Source organism: Azospirillum griseum (assembly GCF_003966125.1).
Lineage (GTDB): Bacteria > Pseudomonadota > Alphaproteobacteria > Azospirillales > Azospirillaceae > Azospirillum > Azospirillum griseum.
This window is the reverse complement of the sequence record NZ_RXMA01000003.1, coordinates 97,880-121,821: the sequence shown is the minus strand read 5'-3', so window position 1 is coordinate 121,821 and position 23,942 is coordinate 97,880. Positions and strand designations below refer to the sequence as shown.

The following is a 23,942-nucleotide window of genomic DNA, read 5'->3' as shown; positions in this document are numbered from 1 at the left end:
CGCCCGGCGACCGTGGCCTGTCCGCCTGTTCCTTTCAGCTTCGGCCCTTTTTGGGAGACCGCTCCATGCGCATTCGCTTGGGCTATGAGTTGACCTATTCCTTTGCCGCGCCGACGCCGATGATCGTGCTGTTGAACGTGCATTATTCACGGGTGGCGGCGCTGGAAAGCCCCGACCATGTGCGCACCAGCCCGCTGGTGCCGATCCAGGGCTACCGCGACAGCTTCGGCAATTGGTGCAGCCGTCTGGTGGCCCCCGCCGGTCTGTTTTCGCTGACCAGCGACAGCGTCATCCGCGACGATGGCCAACCCGACCTCATCGCGGCGGACGCGGGGCAGCACAAGGTGGAGGAGCTGCCGGCGGACGTGCTGCTGTTCCTGCTGGGCAGCCGCTATTGCGAAACCGACGTGTTGGCGGACGAGGCGTGGCGGCTGTTCGGAACCACGCCGCCGGGCTGGGCGCGGGTTCAGGCGATCTGTGATTTCGTCCACAACCACATCCAGTTCGGGTACGAGCATTCCCGCCCGACCCGCACGGCGGTCCAGGCCTACGCCGAGCGGCGTGGCGTGTGCCGTGACTACGCCCATCTCGCCGTCGCCTTTTGCCGCTGCATGAACATCCCGGCCCGTTATTGCACCGGCTACATCAGCGACATCGGCACGCCGCCGCCCCATTCGGCCGGTGATTTCGCGGCGTGGATGGAGGTCTATCTGGGTGGGCGCTGGCATGTCTTCGACCCGCGCAACAACGCCCGCCGGATCGGACGGGTGTTGATCGCCCAAGGCCGCGACGCCGCCGATGTGCCGTTGACCCACACCTTCGGCCCGAACACTCTGACCGGATTCCGCGTGTGGACCGACGAGATTCCCGGCTGAGGGGAGCGGGTGAGGTTATGCGGTGGGGGAGCGGGACCGCTTTTTGACGGGCGGGGGCAGATCGGGGGGCAGGATGGGCCAGCCCGCGATGGTGCGCGCCCACCGTCCGGCCTCGTCGTCGTTGTCCAGACCGGGAATGTGACGCCGCAGGACCAGCACGGCTGCCGTCACCCCGTTTTCGAGGTAGGCGGTGCGGATCGCGGCAGCCATGGCGCTATCGACGACGAACATCAGGACGGACCTTTCAAACCCGGTGGCGACCGCAGCACCAAAACAAACGGCAACCGGCGGCGATGCGAGGGCATCATGAATCACCTGCGTCCTGCCAGTGGCGGCGAACATCAGGACGACAGTGAAAAAAACGGGAGGACATCAATCCGTTCCCCATCCAAATCGTAAACCAATCTACTCCCAAATTCAGGCATCGTTCAGAAAATCATTGGATCAAACCCGATGATGCATCGGAAAATATTTTTGGGTGGTTCTGTATGATAAAGTTATGGAATTGATCGATTGTGGATCATAGTGACTGTATCTTTATAGAAAGACCAAATTGGCGATGACAGACGCTCATGACCGGTCCCCCGTTCCGTCTGGCAACGATGACCAGTGGGAGCATGTTGCGTTTCTCGCTGGAAAGCTGGCGGCAGCGGCGGGTTTGGCGCGTGATGCAAACCCGCACCCGATGGGCAGCCGGTCTTCCGTTGGATGGTTTTCGGGTTGGCAGACCGTTGGAGGAGCGGCACCCGCCCCATCAAGGACGTCCAAGGTGGCGGCGCGGACGCCCGTTGCCAGACGCAGCAGCGCAGACCCAAGCGTGGCCGTCACCATGATCGACCGCCTTCCGAGCCTGGGGGTGGAGGATCTCCGCACCCTGGCGATCAACGCAGAGAACTTGGCCCTGACGGGCACGCCCGAGAAGCGGGCTTTGGCGCACGCGTTGTTGCCAGCGATCCATTTGGAAGTCTCCGGGCGGCTGAACAGCGGATTCGGAGCGCTTTCGCCGAAGGAGGAAGCCGGTCGGACATCCCGGCTTGTGTGAGCCACAGAGTATCGCGTCTGAAATACCAAACAATGCGCGGCGCTCTGTTTTTGATTTGTTGAGCAGCTTCACGCGAACTGCTCCAACGCGATCCGCTCTGTGCGGCGGCGGTGGATGGGAGACAGGCCATGAATGGCCCCAAATACCATGTGGGACAGATTGTCCATTTTGCCGAACCGGCGGTGAAGCACGGCGCACCGCCTGGCGATCACCGGATCGAACGCCTTTTGCCGCCGGAACTGGGCGAGCGTCAATACAGGATCAAGGGTCTGGACAGCGGGCGCGAACGGGTGGCGCGGGAAAGCCAACTTGACGGGCAACTGGCCGTCGAAACGCTGGCCCAGCGCCTGTACGAGGCCGCAAACGCGACCAACGTGCCATGGGCGCAGCGTGACCGCACGATCCGTTCCCCTTGGCTCAAGGAAGCCTTGAACCAGTTGTCCAACCCGGAAAGGAGCGCCTGACCCGCCATGCCGGTCCGCAGAAGCCAGCGAACGATCACGTTCAGCAAGCCTTTTCACCTTACGGGGCTGGACGCGGTCCAGCCGCCCGGTGTCTACAGCGTCGAGATTGAAGAGGAGTTGATCGAAGGCTTGTCCTTCCCCGCCTACCGACGGGTGTCGACGGTCATTCTGTTGCCAGGACCACCCGCCAGCGGAATTTTGATGCAGGCGGTTGCGGTCAGCGGTGCCGAATTGGAGGATGCCGAACGTCTTGACGCGCTCCCATAAGGTCAGCGCATGAGTGGTGCCGTCGGCGGGCTGTCCGGCAGGGTGGCGGTCGAGGTGGTGACGCGCGCGCGCGGTGGTGGCGGTGCCGTCCAGGCGGTGGGAGGGATCGGCGTCGGAACCGGGCCGGTCAGAGACGCAGGTGTGACCGACAACGGTTTGGGGGCTGACGAGGCGTGCAGCAGCTTCGGAACCCCTTCCGTCTGCATCCGCCACGCGCGCAAGGCGAGCAGGGTGGAGTTCTGATCGGGCCGGGAATAGGCGGCGAAACGGCGGTCGCGGATTTTCGCCTCGGCGTCGGTCCACACCTTGGTCCAGTTGATGGTCCCGTCGATCAACAACCGGTCTTCGATGGTCCGCAACAAGGCCTGGTTCACCAGCGCGGTGCCGATGTTCTGGGTGGCGAGCACCAACGCGTCCGGGGCCTGTTCCAGCGTGGCGCGCAGGCGCAACTGCCCGCCGCAGGACCCCCAGAACACGAAGGCTGTGTTCGTCGAGATCTCCGGCATGGTGTCTTCCTCGTGATAGCTGTGGCCGCGATGCACGACCACGCTGGGCACGAGATTCTTGTGGCGCAGCCAAAGCTGCACCGCCATCCGGCCATTCTCGCCGCCGTCGGGGGTGTCGGCGACGATGATGATCTTCCGACCGGCCCGCTCCGGGCTGGTGACGACGACAAAGCCCAGATACTCCTCGATCGCCCAACCCGCTGCGCGGTGCGACTTGATGAAGCCGCTGAACGACGATTTTCCGTCCGGGTCGTTGTAGAAGGTCATCCGCTGAACGTTGATCCCATTCTGGAACAGCCGGTCCTCGCTCAACACCGGGGCCGGGACCGGGGGGTAACGTTCGGCGAAGCGTTCCGCCGCGAAGGACGGTGTGGTCGGTCGGGTGCCCATCCGTCCGGCGTGGATGCCCCCGGCCACGCCGGTTGTGGCGCGCACCAGCGGCAGATGGGTGGTGCGATGAATCTCCGCCACTTCATCTTCCAGCGCGGCGCGGATGTCGTCGGACTTGGTGTCCATCGCGTCGGCCAGCGCCCCGGCGGCGATGGGGGGGTCGATGCGGCTTTCCTGGGCCAACAGCGCCCGGACGCTGCCGCGCGCCAGATCACGGGCGTTGCCCGCCATCGCACCGAACAAGGTGTCGGCCCGCCCGCTCGTCACCACGGCGGCGAAGAAGTCGCCCCAAAGCGTGTGGGCCGCCGGATCGCGGGCCAGATCGAAGAAGGTCCGATGGTCCATCTTCAGTTTCAGGGTCAGGATGTCGAGAATGCCGTCAAAGGAGGAGGTGTAAAGCTGAGGCCCGATGCGGGCGATCATTTCGAACAGCACCGGGATCGGCAAACCATTGACGATGCGGAAACGCTCGCGCCCCGAATCCTCGGTCATGTCGTCCAGCAGCGCGCCGATCTTGGCCGACAGGCCCGCCGGATCCTTGGCGAAGGCGGCGGTCAGGGCTTTGCGCGCCTGCACCTCCAACGCCATCAGATTGTCCGGTGGCATCAGCTTGTGCAACTCGTGTCGGGTTTCGAAAAAGATCATCCCGGTGTCGAGCGAGCGCACCAGCAGGCTGGGCGTCAAGGCCCGCCCGATGATGGCCGCGCCGCCGGGGCGCAGCGACAATTGGTCAATGGCGCTGATGGCATCGTAAGGGGCGGCAAGCACCGCCTCGTGCAGGATGGCGGTCGCCGTCGCGCTGGGGAACAGGCTGGCGCAGCGGAAGGCCTCTTCGGGTTGTTCGCGCGCCAGCGCCTGGAACCCGGCATCGCCATTGGCCAACGCGCTGAGGATCGCCGGACCCGCCGCTTCGCCGTCCCAACAGGTCGGGTTGTTTTCGTCAAAGACAAAGGTCTTGGGCGGCGGACGGTGCCGGGGCGCGGGGGGGCGGCTGTGCGCCGCCGGGGCAACGACCGGGGCAACGGTCGGGGTTGCCCCGACCACCGGAGGCGAAACGGGTTGGGCACCGGCCAGGGACGGAAGCCCGACCAGCAACGCCGCGCAGGCTGCCATGCTCCGCAGACGGTGGCGGAAGGATGACCGTGATGAACGGGCGACGGTGCTCGGCATGCGTCCCAAATCGGCTGAAGGCGAATCCAGACCTTTTATGGACCGGGCAACGAACGCGGTTCAATGATGGAAATCACAGGGGGTGCTTTCCTTGGGCCAAAGCCGATCACCCTTGCGCCGTTTTTGCAGGAACCGTTGCAAAAGCGCCGAAGGGGCAGAGCGTCCGTTGGTTGCTCTGCCCCTTCCCGGTGTTGCGCGGACGCGCGATCAATCCTCTTCCAGCGACACCAGCGAGGTGTTGCCGCCCGCCGCCGTGGTGTTGATGGTCAGCGTCCGTTCGGCGGCAAAGCGGGCCAGATAGCGCGGGCCACCCGCCTTGGGGCCGGTGCCGGACAGACCCTCGCCGCCAAAGGGCTGCACCCCCACCACCGCGCCGATCATGTTGCGGTTGATGTAGATGTTGCCGACCGGCATCCGCTCCGCGATCTTGCGGGCGGTGCGGTCGATGCGGGTGTGAACGCCCAGCGTCAGGCCGTAGCCGGTCGCCTCGATGGCGTCCAGCGTCGCGTCGAGCTGGTCGCCCTTGAAGCGGATGACGTGCAGGACCGGCCCGAACACCTCGCGCGGCAATTGGGCCAGGCTGTCGATTTCAAAGGCGTGCGGGGCCAGGAAGCTGCCCTGGGCGCAGGAATAGGGCAGTTGCCCTTCGAACAGCGTGACGGCCTCCCGCTTCATCCGCTCGACATGCTGGCGCAGCACCGCCAGAGCTTCCCCGTCGATCACCGGGCCGACGTCGGTGGAGAGCAAGGCCGGGTCGCCCAAGCGCAGTTCCGCCGCCGCGCCCTTCAGCATCTCGATCACCTTGGGGGCGATGCCGTCCTGCAGGAACAGCACCCGCAGGGCCGAGCAACGCTGACCGGCGGAGCGGAAGGCGCTGGTCAGCACATCGTCCACCACCTGTTCGGGCAGGGCGGAGTTGTCCACCAGCATGGCGTTCTGACCGCCGGTTTCGGCGATGAAGGGCACGATCGGCCCGCCGCGCGTCGCCAAGGTCTTGTTGATGATGTGCGCCGTTTCGGTCGATCCGGTGAAGGCGACACCGGCCACCCGGCGGTCGCAGACCAGCTTGCCGCCAACCGTGGCCCCGTCGCCCGGCAGCAGATGCAGGACCTCGGGCGGGACACCGGCTTCCAGCAGAAGCTTGACCGCCGCCGCCGCGATCAGCGGGGTCTGTTCGGCGGGCTTGGCGATCACGGCGTTGCCCGCCACCAGGGCGGCGGCGACCTGACCGGCGAAGATCGCCAGCGGGAAGTTCCACGGGCTGATGCAGACGAACACCCCGCGCCCGGTCAGGCGCAGCTCGTTGCGCTCGCCGGTCGGGCCGGGCATCACCATCGGTTGGAAATCGGCGCAGGCGCGGGTGGCGTAGTAGCGGCAGAAATCCACCGCTTCGCGCAGTTCGGCGATGGCGTCGGGCAGGACCTTGCCCGCCTCGCGGGTCAACAGGGCGAGCAGGCTGTGGTGGTCCCGCTCCATCAGATCGGCGGCGCGCGTCAGGCAATCGGCGCGCTCCGTCACCGGGCGGGCGGCCCAGGCGTGATGCGCGGCGCTGGCCAGCGTCAGGGCGCGTTCGACATCCTCGGCCGTGGCCTCCACCACATGGCCGACGACGCGGCTGTTGTTGGCCGGATCGACGATGGGGCGGCCGGTTCCCGCCGGGGTGTGGCCGCCGACGATGGGGCCGCCGGTCCACGGCTTGCTCCAGGACGCGGCCATGCCGGACAGCAGCGGGCCGACCAGCAGCGGGTCGCTGAGATCGACGCCCTGGCTGTTCAGCCGTTCGGCCCCGTAGAGATCCTTGGGCAGCGGGATGCGCGGGTGCGGCTTCACCGCCAGACCGGCGATGCGGGCGACCGGATCGGCGACGATGTCGGCGATCGGCACCTGTTCGTCCTGGATGCGGTTGACGAAGGAGGAGTTGGCCCCGTTTTCCAGCAGGCGGCGGACCAGATAGGCCAACAGATCCTCGTGGCTGCCGACGGGGGCGTAGACGCGCACCGGCATGTCGGGACCGACGATCTGGTGGTAGAGCGGCTCGCCCATGCCGTGCAGGCGCTGGAACTCATAGCCGACGCGGTCGCCCGCCATTTCCATCACCGAGGCGACGGTGTGGGCGTTGTGGGTGGCGAACATCGGGTGGAAGACGTCGCGGCGGCTCAACAGCTTGCGGGCGCAGGCCAGATAGGACACGTCGGTGGACGCCTTGCGGGTGAAGACCGGGTAATTGTCCAGCCCGCGTTCCTGGCCGCGCTTGATCTCGCTGTCCCAATAGGCCCCTTTGACCAGCCGGATCATCAGCTTGCGGCCCACCCGCGCGGCCAGGTTGCCCAGCCATTCGATGACCGGCAAGGCGCGCTTCTGATAGGCCTGGACCGCCAGCCCGAAGCCTTCCCATCCGTTCAGGGCCGGGTCGCTGAACACCGCCTCGATCACGTCGAGCGACAGGTCGAGCCGGTCCGACTCCTCGGCGTCCACGGTCAGGTGAATCCCGGCGGCCTTGGCCTTCAACGCCAGCTCCAGCAGGCGCGGGCGCAGTTCCGCCATCACGCGGGCCTGCTGGGCGATCTCGTAGCGCGGGTGGATGGCCGACAGCTTCACCGAAATGCCGGGGCTGGTCAGCACGGTACGGTTGCCGCGCGCCTTGCCGATGGCCTCGATGGCGCGGCCGTAGGTCTCCTGATAGCGGTCGGCGTCGGCCTGGGTGCGGGCGGCCTCGCCCAGCATGTCATAGGAATAGCGGTAGCCCAGCTTTTCGCTGTCGCGGGCGCGGTCCAGCGCCTCTTCGATGCTGCGGCCCATGACGAACTGGCGGCCGAGAATGCGCATGGCCTGCATCATCGCCTGACGGATCACCGGTTCGCCCGCGCGGCTGACCAGCCGGTCGAGCAGTCCGGCGGGCTGGCGCTGGTCCTCGTCGTCCAGTCGCACCACCTTGCCGGTCAGCATCAAGGCCCAGGTGGAGGCGTTGACGAACAGGCTGTCGGCCTTGCCCAGATGGCGTGTCCAATCCGCCCCGCCGATCTTGTCGCGGATCAGCAGATCGGCGGTTTCGGCGTCGGGGATGCGCAGCAGCGCTTCGGCCAGACACATCAGCGCCACCCCTTCCTTGGTGGACAGGCCGAATTCCTGCAGGAAGGCGTCGAGCGCGCCGAAGCGCGGGCGGGTTTCGCGCAGCTTGGCGACATAGCCACCCGCCGTGTCCTGCACCCGGCGGCGGGCGTCGGGGGGCAGGGCGGCGATCTGGATCAGACCATCGAGCACCCGCGCCTCGTCGGCGCGGTAGGCGGCGACGATCGCGGCACGGTCCGGACGCACGGCGGGGAACTCGGCGGATGCAAGCATGGTCAGATCCATCGCTCAGGCTGTTGTGAAGATAATTCAGTATAGTGATAAATTGACCGATCATGGTCCGTTTGATAGGGTGAAAAACAGAATTTTTCGTGCTATTCTAAGATAGAAACCATATGAAATTTGGATGAATGGGATGGAACGCTCGCTCGACCCCACCGACATCAAGATCCTGCGCGAATTGCAGGAGGATGGGCGGCTCAGCAACGTCGAACTCGCCCGTCGGATCAACCTCAGCCCGGCGGCCTGTCTGGAGCGGGTGAAGCGCCTGCAGAATGACGGGGTCATCCAGCGCTACGTCGCCTTGCTCGATCCCCACCGGTTGGACGCCGGGATGCTGGTGTTCGTGGAGGTGGTGTTGGACCGCACCACCCCGGACAATTTCGAAGACTTCAAGGGGACCGTGCTGCGGATGCCCCAGATCATGGAATGCCACATGGTCGCCGGTGGGTTCGATTACCTCGTCAAGGCGCGGGTGCGGGACATGAATGAATACAGATTGTTCCTGGGCGAGCTGTTGTCCACTGCGCGCGGCGTGCGCGAAACCCACACCTACGCGGTGATGGAGGAAGTCAAGAGCGTGACCGCGATCCCGCTGGGCGGATCGAATGGGTGATGACAGTTCAGCATCGTAACAAATTCCCAAATTGCAGACGTGTTTTCGAATCCCGACGCAAATTGCGACCGTTTCCGCGCTGCACCCGTTTCTTCGCGTGCGAATCAACCAGTTTGGCGTCGATTCTTGGTTAATGGTTGCGGCACGGCGATTGCTTCTGTACGTCGCCGGTTGGTAGGCCACGATATATTGTTTCTGGACGGTTTTGCGTTTTGGACCAATTGTTGGATGCTGACTTTCGTTGCAACGACCAAGGTGGACCAGGGTCATGCGCGTGAACATGCCGATCACCACGACTGAAGTGCATCTGTCGGATGGTGTTCCCCTCGTGTCTCGCACCGACACGGGTGGGCGCATCACCTTTGTGAACAAGGCGTTCGTCGAGATCAGCGGCTTTGCCGAGCATGAGTTGATCGGATCGCCGCACAATCTGGTCCGCCATCCCGACATGCCGAAGGAGGCGTTCGCCGACCTGTGGGCCACCATCAAGGCCGGCAACCCATGGGAGGGGCTGGTCAAGAATCGCACCAAGTCCGGCGATTTCTATTGGGTGCGAGCGAATGTGACTCCGGTGCTGACCAATGGACAGATCACCGAATACATCTCCATCCGTTCCAAGCCGACGCGGGAAGAGGTGGCGGCGGCGGAAAAACTCTACGCCGCGATGCGCAGTGGGTCGGCCCCGGTGTCCTTGACGCAGGGTGAACTGGTTCCGCGCAGCCGGATGGCCCGCGTGGTCGGCACCGTGCGTCACAGCGTGGCCGGTCAGCTCGCCGCTGTGTTCGCGGTGCTGATCCTGGCTATGCTGCTGGCGGGTGGGCTAGGATTGGGCGGCATGTCCGATTCCAACGAGTCGTTGCGCACCGTGTATGAGGACCGGACGGTTCCGGCCTATCAGATCGGTGAAATCCTGAATCACACCCGCGAAAACCAGCAGATCATCACCGATCTGGTCATCGGCCTGCGCGACGGCATGCCCGACAAGGAAGTCAAGGAGCAGGTCAAGGAGATCAACGAAAACATCGAATATATGGCCAAGCTGCTGAAGGATTACTTGGCGACCTACCTGACGCCGGAGGAAGCCATTCTTGCGGCGAAGTATCAGGAGTTGAGCGCCAAATTCCACAAGGACGCCACCCTTCCGGCGCTGGAACACATCAAGGAAAGCAACTCCCTGGCGTTGGAACTGCACGTCCGCAAGGTGCTGAAGCCGCTGTTCGCCGAACTGCACGACGTCAACGACAAGCTGCTGGAGCTGCAAATCCGTGTGGCGCGCGAGGAGTATGAGAAGGCGGCGGCGGATTTCAAAGAGCGCTTCATTCAGCTGATGGCCGCCATCGCGATCAGCTGCGCGCTGGCCACCCTGTTTGCGTGGCGGATCCTGCGCACCGTGCGCGGCCCGCTGGTGGCCCTGGAAAAGACCTATGGTCGCGTGGCAATGGGCGACTATCTCAGCCCGGCCGAACCGATCCGCATCGCCGAATTCAAGCGGGTGGCGGCGGAATTGAACGCGATGAAGGCCAAGATCGGCTATGGCCTGCATGAAAAGCTGGAGGTCGAGATCCGGCAAAAGGATTTGACCCGCCAGACCCTGCTGGAAACCTGCAAGGCCATCGAAAGCGATCTGGACGCCACCTGGATCGGCGTGGATCAGGCCGGACGGCGGGCGGGCGACGGCATCACCCACCTGATGGAATCGCTGACGGTGGTGCGTGAAAACACCGTGGTGGTGTCGGCGGCGTCGGAACAGGCCAGCGCCAACGCCTCCTCGGTGGCGGCGGCGACGGAGGAGTTGAACTCCGCCGGGCACGAGATCGCCCGGCAGGCGGCGCGCTCCAGCGAGGTGGCGCGGCGCGCGGTGGACAGCGCGCGGGATTCGGCGTCGGCCATCACCCGGATGGAGGTGGCGACGGAGGAAATCGGCAAAGTCGCCAGCCTCATCAACGACATCGCCGGACAAACCAACCTGCTGGCGCTGAACGCCACCATCGAGGCCGCGCGCGCGGGCGAGGCGGGCAAGGGCTTCGCCGTGGTGGCGGGCGAGGTGAAGAATCTGGCCGGGCAGACGGCGCGCGCGACCGACGACATCGCCCGCCAGATCGAGCAGTTGAAAGCGGCGGTGACGGGCAGCGTCTCGGCCATCCAGACCGTGATCTCGGTCATCCAGGAAATCGACGAGGCGGCATCGGCCACGGCGGCGGCGGTGGAGGAGCAGGCGGCAGCCAACGCCGAAATCGGGCGCAGCGCCACCAACTCCGCCGAAGGGGCCTCGCAAGTGACCGCCAACGTCGTGAGCATCCGCGACCAGACCGACGAGATCACCGACATCGCCCGCGACGTCAGCCGCCGCATGAGCGACACGCAATCCGCCGTGTCCGACCTGAAGCGCCGTCTGGTCATCGCCCTGCGCCAATCGGTGGCGGGCGACCGCCGCACCTCCGACCGCATCCCGTGCGAGGAGCCGATCACGCTGGTCCAGGGCAGCAACCGGTTCTCGGCGACCATGCTCGATCTGTCCATCGACGGGCTGCTGGTCGATACCAAAGGGTTGCCGACCCTGTCCGAACAGAGCGTGGTCCGCGTGATCCTGCGCGACGCGGGGGAATTGCCCGCCATCATCGCCGGCACCAGCGACCTGGGCCTGCATCTGGCCTTCGCCAAGCTGTCCGATGCGGAATCGGCCCGGTTGGAGGACGCCTATCACCGCATGATCGAAACCGACCGCCCGTTCATCACCACCATCCAGGAAGCGGCGGCGTCGATGGCCAAGATGCTGGACGACGCGCTGCGCAACGGCCAGATCACCGAAGAGGCGCTGTTCACCACCAAGCTGACCAGCATCCCCGGCACGGAGCCGGAACAGTTCATGGCCCCCTTCACCGACCTGACCGACCGGCTGTTCCCGGCCTTGCAGGAACGGATCCTGTCGTCGAATCCGCGTTTCCAATTCTGTGTGGCGGTCAACAGCGTCGGCTATCTGCCCACCCACAACGCCCGCTATTCCGAACCGCAACGGCCGGGCGATGTGGTGTGGAACACGGCGCATTGCCGCAACCGCCGGGTCTTCGCCGACCGTGCCGGGTTGGCGGCGGCGCGCAACACCCGCGCCTTCCTGTTGCAGGCCTACAACCGCGACATGGGCGGCGGGCAGTTGGTGCGGCTGAAGGAGGTTGATGCGCCCATCGTGGTGCGCGGTCGCCATTGGGGATCGCTGCGCCTGGGTTATCGCTCCTGATCCTATCGCGCCTGATCCGGTTGGGACCGGTTCACCAGCGCCCCTGTCGTTCCTGCGACGGGGGCGCTGGTGCGTCCGGACTCAGGTGGCGGTCGGGGCGGGGACCAGCACCGCGCCGCAGATCGCCTTGATCGCGTCGGCCCGTTCCGCCCCGGTCGAGCGGGCCAGCAGCCCCTGGCCAAAGGCGAAGGCGTAGAAGAGATAGGCGCGGGCGAAAGCCTGATCGGGCGGCAGCCCCAGCGCCACGAACAGATCGGCCACGCAGCGCAGGCGCTCGCCGTCCACCTCGGCCACCACGGTTTCGGCGTCGGGGGCGTGGCGCGCCCAGTCGCGCACCGCCAGTTCGATCGCCATGCCGCGCGGGTTGTTGCCGCTGTACAGCGCCAGCAGGTCATGCAACTGGCGGGCGGGTTCGCGCCCGTCCAGCCGGGTTTGCTCCTTGATCGCGGCGATGCGGCCCTGTTTCCAACTGTCCAGCAGCGCGGTCATCAGATCGGTGCGGTCGCGGAAGTGCCAATAGAAGCTGCCCTTCGTCACCTTCAGCTTTTTCGCCAGCAACTCCACCCGAACCTGCTCCACGCCCCCCTCGGCCATGGCGGCAAAGGCGGCGGTCAGCCACGAGTCCCTGGTCTTTGTTTTCGCTTCCATCCCGCCGATCCGTTCCCTGTCCCCCGCAAGACCCCGTCCGAAACGCCGGATGGAGCGGACGATCTATACCCGAACAGTCGGCGGATTGCAGCTTTGTTGCCAAAAGCGGGGCGGGACAGCCCGGTTTCCCCTTGCTACAGTCCCTGCCCACGGAGTCCCCGCGACCAACGTTTCAAAAAGCAAGAGACAGGGCATCATGGACAAAGGCACGCCGAAGGCCATCCGGCTTCAGGATTACCGCCCCCCCGCGCACCGGATCGACCGCGTCGATCTGCACGTCGATCTGGGGGAGGACGTCACGACCGTCCGCGCCGTGCTGGCGATCCGCCGCAACCCCGACCGCGCCGACGCGGGTACCGAAGCCCTGACGCTGGACGGCCAGCGGCTGGTTCTGCGCTCCGTCGCGGTGGATGGCCGGACCCTGGACGCCGCCGATTACACCCTGACCCCCGATCACCTGATCCTGACCGACACGCCGGACGCCTTCACCCTGGAAACGGTGGTGGAGATCAAGCCGCAGGAAAACACGGCGCTGGAGGGGCTGTACAAATCCTCCGGCAATTTCTGCACCCAGTGCGAGGCCGAAGGCTTCCGCAAGATCACCTATTTCCTCGACCGGCCCGACGTGATGGCGGTCTACAGCACCACCATCACCGGCGACAAGGCGCGCTATCCGGTGCTGCTGTCGAACGGCAATCTGGCCGACTCCGGCGATCTGGCCGACGGGCGGCATTGGGCGCGCTGGGAGGATCCGTTCCCCAAGCCCTGCTACCTCTTCGCCCTGGTCGCGGGAACCCTGGTGCATGGCGAGGAGCGGTTCCGCACCGCGTCGGGCCGTGACGTCACCCTGCGCATCTATGTCGAGCCGGGCAACGAGGACAAGATCGGCCATGCCATGCGCTCGCTCGTCAAATCCATGCGCTGGGACGAGGAGGTCTATGGCCTGGAATACGACCTCGACATCTTCAACATCGTCGCGGTCGGCGATTTCAACATGGGGGCGATGGAAAACAAGTCGCTCAACGTCTTCAACACCAAATACATTCTGGCCAAGCCGGAAACCGCCACCGATCTGGATTTCCAGAACATCGAGGCGGTGGTCGCCCACGAGTATTTCCACAATTGGACCGGCAACCGCGTCACCTGCCGCGACTGGTTCCAACTGTCGCTGAAAGAGGGGCTGACCGTTTTCCGCGATCAGGAATTCTCCGCTGACATGAATTCCCGCGCGGTCAAGCGCATCGCCGACGTCCAGGGCCTGCGCACCGTGCAGTTCCAGGAGGATGCGGGCGCGATGGCGCACCCGGTGCGCCCTGACAGCTATGTGGAAATCAACAACTTCTACACCCCGACCGTCTACAACAAGGGGGCGGAAGTCATCCGCATGATCCACACGCTGCTCGGTGCGGAGAACTACCGCAAGGGCATCGACCTGTATTTCGCCCGGCACGATGGGCAGGCCGTGACCTGCGATGATTTCGTCGCCGCCATGGCCGACGCCAGCGGCGTGGACCTGTCGCAATTCCAGCTTTGGTACCGGCAGGCGGGCACGCCGGAATTGGCCGTCACCGGCCGCCACGACCCGGCGACCGCCACCTACCGCCTGACCATCCGCCAGACCGTGCCGCCGACGCCGGGCCAGCCGACCAAGCAGCCGATGCACATCCCGGTCGTCGTCGGCCTGCTCGGGCCGGACGGGGCCGATTTGCCCTTGCGGTTGGAGGGCGAGGCGGCGGCGGCGGGAACCAGCCGCATCCTGCACGTCACCGCCGAAAGCCAGACCTTCACCTTCCAGGATGTGGCCGCGCGCCCGGTCCCGTCGCTGCTGCGCGGTTTCTCCGCGCCGGTGAAGCTGACCTCCGACCTGTCGGACGCCGACCTCACCTTCCTGATGGCGCACGACAGCGACGCGTTCAACCGTTGGGAGGCCGGGCAGATTTTGGGCGGGCGCATCCTGCTGGGGCTGGTTGCCGACCAGCAGGCCGGGCGGGCGCTGGTCCTGCCCGACAGCTACGTCGACGCCGTGGCGGCGGTGCTGGCCGACGCCGACCGCGACCCGGCCTTTGCCGCGCAAGCGCTGGTGCTGCCGACCGAGGCTTATCTCGGCACCCAGATGGCGGTCATCGACCCCGACGCCATCCACACGGTGCGCGAATTCGCCCGCAAGACGCTGGCGACCGCGTTGCGCGCCGACTGGCTGGCCGCCCATCGCCGCAACGTCACGCCGGGGGCCTTTTCGGTGGACGCCGCCGCCATCGGCAAGCGGGCGCTGAAGAATCTCTGCCTGGCCTATCTGATGGCGGCGGAGGATGCGGAGGCGCTGGGCCTGTGCCTGGGCCAGTATCACGGGGCCACCGGCATGACCGACGTCATCGCCGCCCTGCAATTCCTGTCCAACTCCCCGGCGGCGGAGCGGGAGGAGGCCATCGCCGATTTCTACAACCGCTGGAAGGCCGAACCGCTGGTGGTGGACAAATGGTTCAGCGTGCAGGCGATGTCCCACCGCGCGGACGCGCTGGCGCGGGTGCGCGCGCTGCTGGACCACCCGGCCTTTGAAATCCGCAATCCGAACAAGGTTTATGCCCTGATCGGCGGCTTTGCCAACGGCAACCCGGTGCGCTTCCACGCGGCGGGCGGGGAGGGCTATCGCTTCCTGGCCGATCAGGTCCTCCGCCTCGACCCGATGAACCCACAGGTTGCATCCCGCCTGATGGGTCCCTTCTCCCGTCTGCGACGCTATGACGCGGCCCGTCAGGCGCTGATGAAGGCGGAGTTGGAGCGGATCGTCGGCACGACGGGCCTCTCCTCCGACGTGTACGAGATCGCCAGCAAGAGCCTGGAGGCGGCGGGCTGACGCCCGTCGGCGCGTTCAAGCCCACGGGTTCATGACCAAACGAAACGGGGCCGGAGGTTTCCCTCCGGCCCCGTTGTCAGCGCACCCGTTGCCGGGAGGGCTGTTACTTCTGCTCGGCCAGGAACGTGACCAGATCGTCCACCTTCTGCGGGTCCTTCAGACCGGCGAAGGCCATCGTGCCACCGGGAACGATTTCCTTCGGGGCGGTGATGTAGGCCTTCAGGTTGTCAGCGGTCCACGTGTAACCGGCAGCACCCTTTTCCTTCATCGGGGCCGAGTATTTGAAGCCGTCGATCGAGGCGGCCTTGCGGCCAACGACACCGAACAGCGACGGACCGACCTTGTTCTTGCCCTGTTCGGTGGTGTGGCAGGCCATGCAGACCTTGAACACGTCCTTGCCGGCGGCGGCGTCGCCCGCCTGCGCGGCACCCGCGCCCATGACGACGGCGGCGACCAGGGCCGCGCCCATCAGATGCTTCTTCATTCCTCGGCTTCCCTTCCGATGTGATGGCCGACGATCAGCGCGCCGACCGGAATCGCGCGGCAGAATACACATTCCCGGGGGCAGGCCAACCCCCCAACATGTCGCTGCCGACCCATGTTACAGCCCGCTCCGGCCCTCATCGCCTCAATGGGCGCTGGCCAGATACACAACCATTGCAACCACCACGAGGATGGCGGCCCAGGGCAGATAGAACCCGCTTCCCGCCGGTGCGGCGTATCCGCCTGCGCGCGGCGCGCTGGCCGTCGGAGCGGCCGCAACCGGTGCCGTGTCGGCGCTGGACGCCGGTGCGGTGGTTTCGGTGGGGCTGCTCTCCGCCGGGCTGTCGAGCAGCGCGCAAAAGCGGGTGAAGAAATCATCGGCCATCTTGCGGGCGGTGGCGTCCACCAGACGCGAACCGATCTGCGCCAGCTTGCCGCCCACCTGGGCGTGCGCGGCGTAGGTCAGCACGGTGGCCGTTCCCTCGCTGGCCAGCGTCACCTTGGCCCCGCCCTTGCCAAAGCCCGCGACCCCGCCCGACCCCTCGCCGGTGATGGTGTAGCCGTTGGGGGGATCGAGGTCCGACAGCGTGACCTTGCCGGAGAATTTGGCGCTGACCGGTCCGACCTTCGCCACCACCTTGGCGGTCAGTTCGGTGTCGGACTGCTTCACGACCTCCTCACAGCCGGGGATGCACTGGCGCAGCACCTCCGGGTCGTTGAGCGCGGCCCACACGCGGTCCCGCGTGGCTTCGATCCGGTGGCTTCCGCTCATGTCCATGATTCGCCCTACCTCCAAACCTGTTGTCGTTGGCGGTTGTTGGTCGCCGCTGTCGGGTGCCGTTCCAGCCCACGCGCCCGAACCGCGCGCGACGGACCTCCGGCCCGCCAACAAGATAGGGGATCGGTGGTCGGTGCGACAGCCCCCACGACGCACACCGACGATTGTGGGGCGATGCGTCTGTGGGCCTGGATCACAGTTCCGTTAACGGATCGTCAATAGTGTAAGAATGACACTGAAATCACTAAGATAGTTTCCATACAAACGATATGCCGCGCGACGCGCCGCGCACGGGGAGGTGCGGAATGGGGATCGAAGCAAACGGTGGCCGTCGGATCCGGTCCATCGCCGACTTGGGCGTTTTGCTGATCGAGGACGAGGATTTCACCCGCAAGCTGATCGCCCGGCTTCTGCACGATCTTGGGGTGCGTTTGGTGTTCGAGGCGGCGGACGGCGTCCAGGCGCTCGATGTGCTGCGCAAGAACGGTCACGACGTGAATGTGGCGATCTGCGATCTGGAAATGCCGCGCATGGGCGGGCTGGACCTGCTGCACGCGCTGCGCACCGCCACCGGCAACCCGTTGGCTGAACTGCCGGTCATCGTGCTGACCAGTCACCGGGAGGCGGAGGTGGTCAAGCGCGCCATCGCCTATGGCATCACCGGCTATATGGTGAAGCCGGTGTCCAAGGCGGATCTGAGCAAACGGCTGACCTTCGTCCTGCAACAGCGCGAACAGGCCTAACCCGCCGTCACCGGAACACAAGAAAGGGGGCGCTGTGTGGCCCCCTTTCCGTTGACTCAGTCGCCCAGCGCGCCGTCTGGAATGGCGCCGCCGAGTCCCTGGTCCTCCTCCACCGTCTCCCGCTCCACGCGCGGCACCCGGAACCACGCCGCGTAGAGGGCGGGCAGGAAGAAGATGGTCAGCACGGTGGCCCCGGCCAGACCGCCCATGATCGCGACGGCCATCGGCCCCCAGAACACGCTTTGGGTCAGCGGGATCATCGCCAGGATGGCGGCGGCGGCGGTCAGCACGATGGGACGCGTGCGGCGCACCGTCGCCTCGATCACGCTCTCCCAACGCCCCTTGCCGCTGCGGATGTCCTGCTCGATCTGATCGACCAGGATGACCGAGTTGCGCATGATGATGCCCGCCAGCGCGATCACCCCCAGCATGGCGACGAAGCCGAAAGGCAGGTTGAACAGCAGCAGCGACGCCGTGACCCCGATCAACCCCAGCGGGGCCGTCAGCAGCACCAGGAACACGCGCGAGAAGCTTTGCAGTTGCAGCATCAGCGCCGTGACCATGATGAGCAGCATCAGCGGCATCATCGCGTTGATCGAATCCTGGCCCTTGGCGCTTTCCTCGATCGCCCCGCCCATGGCGATGGCGTAACCGTCGGGCAGGGTGGCGCGCAGGGCGTTCAGTTCGGCGTTCAACTGGGTGCTGACCACGGGGGCTTGCAGGCCGCCGGTGACGTCGCCCTTGATCGTCATCGTCGTTTCGCGCGACCGCCGCCACAGCACCGGCTCCTCCAGCTCATAGCGCACGCTGGCGATCTGGCTGAGGGGAACGGCGGTGTTGCGGCTGGTGCGCACGTTCAACTCGCCCAGCCTCGACAGGTCGCTGCGCTCCTCCGGCGTGGTGCGCAGCATGACGCCGATCAGCTCCGTGCCCTCGCGGTACTGGGTGACGGTCATGCCGTTCAGCAGCAGTTGCAGGGCGTTGGACAGATCCTGCTTGGTCACGCCGAGCGCGCGGGCCTTGGCGGTGTCCACCTCCAGCCGGACGCGTTTGGACAGCTCGTCCCAATCCAAATGGACGTTGGCGGTGTGGGGATGGGCGCGCATGGTGTCGCGCACCTGATAGGCGATCTTGCGGATGACCGCCGGATCGTCGCCGGTGACGCGGAACTGGACCGGATAGCCGACCGGGGGGCCGTTTTCCAACCGGCTGATGCGCACGCGGGCGGCGGGGTAATCGGCCTCCAGCGTCGGTTCAACCCGGTTCAGGAAGACCTCGCGCTCCTTCAGCCCCTTGGTCATCACCATGAATTGGGCGAAATTGGCGGTGGTCAGTTGCTGGTCGAGCGGCAGATAGAAGCGCGGGGAGCCGCCGCCGGTGTAGGCCACCCAGTAATCCACGTCGGGATCCTTGGCCAGCAGGGCTTCCATCTTGCGGACCTCCGCCTGTGTGGCCTCGAAGGACGAGCCTTCGGCCAGACGGATGTCGATCAGCAGTTCCGGGCGGCTGGCGCTGGGGAAAAACTGCTGCTGGACATGGCCGAAACCGACCAGCGCCGTGACGAAAGCGGCGATGGTGACGGCGATGGTCAGCCAGCGCGCCCGCACGCAGGCGGCGATCATCGACCGCAGGATGCGGTAGCCGCGCGTGTTGTAGATCTCCAGCTCATGCCCCTCGGCGATCACATGCTTGGGCTTGGGCAACAGCATGTAGCCGAGATAGGGGGTGAAGATCACCGCCACGATCCAGGACAGCATCAGCGACAGCCCGACCACCCAGAAGATCGAGTTGGTGTATTCACCCGCCGCCGACGCGGCGAAGCCGACCGGGACGAAGCCCGCCGCCGTCACCACCGTGCCGCTCAGCATGGGAAAGGCGGTGGATTGGTAGGCGAAGGCCCCGGCCTTCAGCCGGTCCCAGCCCTGTTCCATCTTCACCACCATCATCTCCACCGCGATGATGGCGTCGTCCACCAGCAGGCCCAGCGCGATGATGAGCGCGCCCAGCGAGATGCGCTGCAAATCGATGTGCATGATCTGCATCGCCACCAGCGTCATCGCCAGCACCAGCGGGACCGCCAGCGCCACCACGATGCCGGTGCGCCAGCCCAGGCTGACCAGACTGACCAGGATGACGATGGCCAGCGCTTCGGCCAGCGACTCCATGAACTCGCCGACCGAATGCTCGACGACGCGCGGCTGGTCGGAGATCTGCGCCACCTCCAGCCCGGCGGGCAGTTCGGCCTTGATCGCCTCCATCGCGTGGTCGAGCTGTTCGCCCAGCCGCAGGACGTTGCCGCCCTTGGCCATCACCACGCCCAGGCCGATGGCGTCGCGCCCCTTGTAGCGCAGGGTGTAGCGGCGGGGTTCGACGTAGCCGCGCTTGACCTCGGCCACGTCGCCGATGGTCAGCATCCGCCCGTTCACCTCCACCGGGATGGCGCGCACGGCCTCGGCCGATTCCAGCCCCAGATCGACGCGGACGAAGACGCGCTGCGACCCGGTGTCGACGTCGCCCGCCGCCGCGACGGCGTTTTCGCGCTGAAGCGCCTGGATCACCGCATCCACCGGCAGGCCGAAGCTGGCCAGCCGCTGGCTGGAGATCTCGACGTAGATCCGCTCCTCCTGCGGGGCGATGGCCTCCACCTTCTCCACGCCGGGCAGCTTCAGCAGCCGCATCCGGGCCTGATCGGCGATCTTCTTCAATTGGGCCGGGGTGAAATCCTCGCCCATGAAGGCGTAGATGGCGGAATAGACGTCGCCGAACTCGTCGTTGAAGAACGGCCCCTGAACCCCGTCGGGCAGGGTGTAGCGGATGTCGCCGATCTTCTTGCGCACCTGATACCACAGGTCCTGGACCATCTTCGGCGGGGTGTAATCCTTCAGCTGGACGAAGATAACCGACTCGCCGGGCTTGGAATAGCTGCGGGTGAGGTCGTAATAGGGGACCTCCTCCAGCTTCTTTTCCAGGCGGTCGGTGACGAACTGCTCGACCTCGCGCGCGGTGGCCCCCGGCCATTGGGTTTGGATGACCATCACCTTGAAGGTGAAGGACGGATCCTCCGCCCGGCCCAGATTCTTGTAGGCGAGCGCGCCAGCCAACACGCTGGCCAGCATCATGAACAGCACGAGCGTCCGGTGGGACAGCGCCCAGGCGGACAGGTTGCCCCGGTGGTGGTTCATCGCGTCGGCTCCGTCCAGACGCGGACCTTCTGCCCGGCGTCGAGTTTGTGCACGCCCGCCGTGACCACCCGCTCACCCGCCTTCAGCCCGTCGGCCACGATGGCCAGATCCCCGGCGTAGGCGGCGATGGCGACCGGGCGCAGTTCCAACGTGTCGTTGGGGCTGCCCACCACCCAGACGGCGGGTTTCTGGTCGCGCTGGGTCAGGGCGCTGATCGGCAGACGCGCCACCAGCCCGCCGCGCTCCAGCGTGGCGGTGACGGTGGCGGTCATGCCCAGTTGCACGCCCGGCGGCGGGTTGGCCAGGGTGATCTTGGCCTGAAAGGTGCGGGTGTTGGGGTCGGCGCTGGGCGAGGTTTCGCGCAGCTTGCCCGCGATCGCGGTTCCCGGCTGCGCCCACAGCTCCACCGACAGGTTGCGTTGGGTGAGGGTGCCGACCTGCTGTTCGGGGATGTTGGCCACCGCCTCCACCGTGCCCAGCTTGGCGACGCGCAGCGCGGTTTGCCCCTGCGCCACCACCTGACCCGGCTCGACCAGCGCGGCGGTGACGACGCCCGCCTCGTCCGCCACCAGGGTGGCGTAGTGGGACGCGTTGTTGAGGACGCGCAATTGCGCCTCGACCTCGCGCACTTTCGACTCGGCCTTGTCCAGCGCGGTCTTGCGGCGGTCGTACTCCTGGCGGGTGGTCCATTCGCCCTGGCGCAGGGTGGCGTAGCGGGAAAAATCGCTGCGGGCGTTTTCCGCGTCGGATTGGGCGGAGGCGAGTTGCGCCTGCGACGCCCGAATCTGCAAATCGAGATCGGTCGGGTCCAGCCGGGCCAGCACCATGCCGGGTTCCACGCGGGATCCCACCTCCACCGTGCGGGCCACCACCTTGCCCGCCACGCGGAAACCGACGTCGGCCTCCACCCGTGGCCGGATCACGGCGGGGTAGCGCACGCTGTCGCTGGCGGGTTCCAGCGCCACGGTGGCGACGCGCACCGGGCGGATTTGCACCTCCGGCTGTGTGGCCGACTGGGATTCGTTGCAGCCGCTCAGGCTGGCGGCCAGCAGCAGCGCGCCGACCGCTCCCCCGACCGCTCCCCCGAACCCGCGCCCGATGATCCGCTTGCCGCGATAGGGCATTCCCTGGCTGGACATCACCCGACTGGCCATCGCCGTTAGCTCCCGCTGGACTGAACTGTATCGTACTGATAGACTCCTACCCCTGAGACCCATTCTCGTCAAGTGTGAACGGTACAGTTCAGTGCAGTCAGAAAACGACCCGGCCCAGCCCTCGGGGACCATGGTGACGGAGGCCCCGGCGAAGGACGCCAAAACGGCCCAGATCCTGGAGGCCGCCCGCGACATTTTCCTGGAGTTGGGCTATGCCGCCACCTCGATGGATTTGGTGGCGCAGCGGGCGCGGGTGTCCAAAACCACGCTCTACACCCGCTTTCCGTCAAAGGACGATCTCTACACGGCGACGATTTCCAACGAATGCGAACGGCATGGTATGCGCTTTTCACCGGAGTGCTTCGATGACCTGCCGTTGCGTGAGGTGCTGATCCGAGTCGGGACCCGCTTTGTCGAACTGATCTGGTCGGAGGCGGCGATCCGGGTCCATCAATCGGTGATGGGCGAGGCGCAGCGCGTGCCCGAAGCCGCCCGCCTGTTCGTGAAGGCCGGACCGGAGCAAGGCACAGCGGTTCTGGTGGCGCTGTTCGAGCGCCTGACCCAACGTGGACTGATTGCGGTCGACGATCCCGCTTTCGCCGCCCGACAGTTCTTGGCCGCGATGCAAGGCGGGCCGTACTGCCTGATGGCGGTCAGCCTCGCCCCCTCCCCGACGGCGGAGGAGCGCAGCGCCTTTGTCGCCAAGGCGGTTGATCTGTTTATCCGGGGCGTGGCACCCGGTCGTTGATCGCCGGTGCGTTGATCGGTGTCCAACCGGGGAGTCTGGTGTCCGGCGCGTGAATCGCGCTAGACTGTTGGCCGGACAACGCGAAGCACCGATTCCCGAGCTGTGCGAAGGCACGGTCGGGTGAGCGGTGACGACGGAGGGGTGCGGGGATGCAACGGGGCGACGGCGGGTACATGCGGGTCGTTGCCGGGATGCCCGACGCGAACGCCCGTTTGCCGGCAAGCGCCAACCGCCGTTTGAAGGAGGAGGAGCGCCGCGCCCTGGTGATCCGCCTGCGCGAACAGGGGTGGAGTTACCGCCGCATCTCCGATGAACTGAACATCAGCTACGCCGTGGTGTCGCGTTGGCTGGATGGCGATGACATGGCGACCCCGCCTTTGACCCCGTTGCCCATCCGCGTGACCCTGGTGTCGTCCCCTCAGACGGGAGACACGGTGCGGGAGGGGACGCACACAGCCCTCGTTCCCCAAACAGCGCCACCGCGTCCGATGGCTCCCGAGTCGCCCGCTCCTTTGCTGGAGCATCTGGTGGCGCAGAACCGCGCGCTGATGCATCGCGTGGATCAACTGGTGGCCGCCGAAGCGGCGCGCAAACAGGCGATGAACGACCTGGAGTTGCGACTCGTCGCCAACATCGAAGAACAGCACAAGAGATTGGGCGAGCGGCTCTTCGATTCCATCAAGTCCTTGTTGCGCAAGTTTTCTCGCGGCTGATGCCGTTCACGATCCGGTCATGCCGCCTTTCGGTTGCGGCGACTCGGGGTAAACTCCCACGCGAAAATCCGGGTGCGAAAAATTGCTGGCGGCCATGGACTCTTCGCGCGTTCTTCCCTAGCCTTGGCGTCCCGGATGAGCCGCATGCCGGGGCTGGTGATCGGTCGGGAAACCCGCGCAAGGGGGGAGGAACGCTTGGAGGTTCACGCCGCAATCCGACGGGCGGTCCACGGGACCGACGGTTCGGCTCTGGCGCTGGGGCGTTGGGCGCGGGGGACGGTGGGGGTCGTGTTGGCCTCGGTCGTGCTCCTGGCCGGATGCTCGACCTCCGAGCCCCGGATCAAGACGGAAACCATCCAATTCGTGGTTGCCCCCAACGCCAACGCCGACAACGCCGTCGCGGTTGACCTTGTGTTGGTCTACGAAACTCCGCTGCTGGCTTCCTTCCTCGATCTGGCCTCCGCCGCCTGGTTCCGCAATCGTGACCAGTTGAAGCTGGCGAATCCAACCGGGATCGAGGTGCTGTCCTTCGAGGTGATGCCCGGGCAGCGCGGGCCGCAGCACATCATCAGCGGTCGCGGTGCCAACGCCGTCGGGGCCTTTCTGTTCGCCAGCTACGACACCCCTGGCCCGCACCGCGCCCGTATTGACGGTCTGCCCACCGTGCTGCTGCGGTTGGGGGAAAAGGACTTCACGGTGTCGGCCCCGCCGCCCTCCTGATCGCAC

At 66.1% G+C, this 23,942-nt stretch carries 19 protein-coding genes; 11 read left to right on the top strand and 8 right to left on the bottom strand.

The genetic code is table 11. The features are described 5' to 3' along the window. Positions 1–65 precede the first annotated feature (65 nt). Positions 66–875: a transglutaminase-like domain-containing protein gene (locus EJ903_RS05015; RefSeq protein ID WP_126612744.1), complete on the top strand. Its 810-nt coding sequence runs from the start codon at positions 66–68 to the stop codon at positions 873–875. 15 nt (positions 876–890) lie between these two features. Here the strand turns inward: EJ903_RS05015 and EJ903_RS05010 are convergent, their stop codons facing one another. Continuing rightward, entirely contained in the window at positions 891–1,106 is a 216-nt protein-coding gene (locus tag EJ903_RS05010; protein ID WP_126612742.1) for a hypothetical protein, read from the bottom strand. Between the two features lie 598 nt (positions 1,107–1,704). Between EJ903_RS05010 and EJ903_RS05005 the strand changes: the two genes are divergently transcribed. The 3 genes from EJ903_RS05005 to EJ903_RS04995 all read left to right on the top strand — a co-directional run bounded on the left by EJ903_RS05005 (position 1,705) and on the right by EJ903_RS04995 (position 2,648). After that, complete coding sequence (locus EJ903_RS05005) at positions 1,705–1,917, top strand: hypothetical protein (protein WP_126612740.1); 213 nt, start codon at positions 1,705–1,707, stop codon at positions 1,915–1,917. A gap of 128 nt (positions 1,918–2,045) precedes the next feature. After that, a complete protein-coding gene (locus EJ903_RS05000; RefSeq protein WP_126612738.1) occupies positions 2,046–2,381 on the top strand; it encodes a hypothetical protein in 336 nt (111 codons plus the stop codon). Between the two features lie 6 nt (positions 2,382–2,387). After that, complete coding sequence (locus EJ903_RS04995) at positions 2,388–2,648, top strand: hypothetical protein (protein WP_126612736.1); 261 nt, start codon at positions 2,388–2,390, stop codon at positions 2,646–2,648. 2 nt (positions 2,649–2,650) lie between these two features. Here the strand turns inward: EJ903_RS04995 and EJ903_RS04990 are convergent, their stop codons facing one another. Then, complete coding sequence (locus EJ903_RS04990) at positions 2,651–4,714, bottom strand: hypothetical protein (protein WP_126612734.1); 2,064 nt, start codon at positions 4,712–4,714, stop codon at positions 2,651–2,653. A 207-nt stretch (positions 4,715–4,921) separates the two neighbouring features. Continuing rightward, positions 4,922–8,056, bottom strand: coding sequence for a bifunctional proline dehydrogenase/L-glutamate gamma-semialdehyde dehydrogenase PutA (putA, locus tag EJ903_RS04985; RefSeq protein ID WP_126612732.1), 3,135 nt, complete (start codon positions 8,054–8,056; stop codon positions 4,922–4,924). 142 nt (positions 8,057–8,198) lie between these two features. Here putA and EJ903_RS04980 point away from each other — a divergent pair, with 142 nt between their 5' ends. Continuing rightward, the gene (locus EJ903_RS04980) at positions 8,199–8,678 is read left to right on the top strand and encodes a winged helix-turn-helix transcriptional regulator (protein ID WP_126612729.1); all 480 of its coding nucleotides are present in this window, start codon (positions 8,199–8,201) and stop codon (positions 8,676–8,678) included. A 268-nt stretch (positions 8,679–8,946) separates the two neighbouring features. Further along, complete coding sequence (locus EJ903_RS04975; protein ID WP_126612727.1) at positions 8,947–11,913, top strand: methyl-accepting chemotaxis protein; 2,967 nt, start codon at positions 8,947–8,949, stop codon at positions 11,911–11,913. An 81-nt stretch (positions 11,914–11,994) separates the two neighbouring features. Here EJ903_RS04975 and EJ903_RS04970 read toward each other — a convergent pair whose 3' ends face one another. Next, the gene (locus tag EJ903_RS04970) at positions 11,995–12,561 is read right to left on the bottom strand and encodes a TetR/AcrR family transcriptional regulator (protein ID WP_126612725.1); all 567 of its coding nucleotides are present in this window, start codon (positions 12,559–12,561) and stop codon (positions 11,995–11,997) included. A gap of 196 nt (positions 12,562–12,757) precedes the next feature. Here EJ903_RS04970 and pepN point away from each other — a divergent pair, with 196 nt between their 5' ends. Next, positions 12,758–15,415 (top strand): aminopeptidase N, encoded by a 2,658-nt coding sequence (gene pepN, locus EJ903_RS04965; protein WP_126612723.1) that lies wholly within the window; start codon positions 12,758–12,760, stop codon positions 15,413–15,415. Positions 15,416–15,518: 103 nt separating this feature from the next. On the opposite strand, the gene EJ903_RS04960 is transcribed toward pepN, so the two are convergent. Then, positions 15,519–15,899: a c-type cytochrome gene (locus EJ903_RS04960; protein ID WP_126612721.1), complete on the bottom strand. Its 381-nt coding sequence runs from the start codon at positions 15,897–15,899 to the stop codon at positions 15,519–15,521. Between the two features lie 144 nt (positions 15,900–16,043). Then, on the bottom strand, positions 16,044–16,670 hold the full coding sequence (locus EJ903_RS04955) for an SRPBCC family protein (protein WP_417281842.1): 627 nt from the start codon (positions 16,668–16,670) through the stop codon (positions 16,044–16,046). A gap of 311 nt (positions 16,671–16,981) precedes the next feature. Here EJ903_RS04955 and EJ903_RS04950 point away from each other — a divergent pair, with 311 nt between their 5' ends. Next, the gene (locus tag EJ903_RS04950) at positions 16,982–17,419 is read left to right on the top strand and encodes a response regulator (RefSeq protein ID WP_126612719.1); all 438 of its coding nucleotides are present in this window, start codon (positions 16,982–16,984) and stop codon (positions 17,417–17,419) included. A gap of 56 nt (positions 17,420–17,475) precedes the next feature. On the opposite strand, the gene EJ903_RS04945 is transcribed toward EJ903_RS04950, so the two are convergent. Together EJ903_RS04945 and EJ903_RS04940 are read right to left on the bottom strand one after the other, a co-directional pair. Then, the gene (locus EJ903_RS04945; RefSeq protein WP_126612718.1) at positions 17,476–20,601 is read right to left on the bottom strand and encodes an efflux RND transporter permease subunit; all 3,126 of its coding nucleotides are present in this window, start codon (positions 20,599–20,601) and stop codon (positions 17,476–17,478) included. Beyond that, entirely contained in the window at positions 20,598–21,755 is a 1,158-nt protein-coding gene (locus EJ903_RS04940) for an efflux RND transporter periplasmic adaptor subunit (protein WP_246015197.1), read from the bottom strand. Before EJ903_RS04940 ends, EJ903_RS04945 begins: the two co-directional genes overlap by 4 nt. 91 nt (positions 21,756–21,846) lie before the next feature. Here EJ903_RS04940 and EJ903_RS04935 point away from each other — a divergent pair, with 91 nt between their 5' ends. The 3 genes from EJ903_RS04935 to EJ903_RS04925 all read left to right on the top strand — a co-directional run bounded on the left by EJ903_RS04935 (position 21,847) and on the right by EJ903_RS04925 (position 23,936). Next, positions 21,847–22,503 carry a TetR/AcrR family transcriptional regulator gene (locus EJ903_RS04935; protein WP_246015195.1) on the top strand — a complete coding sequence of 219 codons (657 nt, stop codon included), beginning with the start codon at positions 21,847–21,849 and terminating at the stop codon, positions 22,501–22,503. 149 nt (positions 22,504–22,652) lie between these two features. Beyond that, entirely contained in the window at positions 22,653–23,216 is a 564-nt protein-coding gene (locus EJ903_RS04930) for a helix-turn-helix domain-containing protein (protein ID WP_126612717.1), read from the top strand. Positions 23,217–23,351: 135 nt separating this feature from the next. Then, a complete protein-coding gene (locus EJ903_RS04925; protein ID WP_126612716.1) occupies positions 23,352–23,936 on the top strand; it encodes a hypothetical protein in 585 nt (194 codons plus the stop codon). The last annotated feature ends 6 nt before the right edge of the window (positions 23,937–23,942 follow it).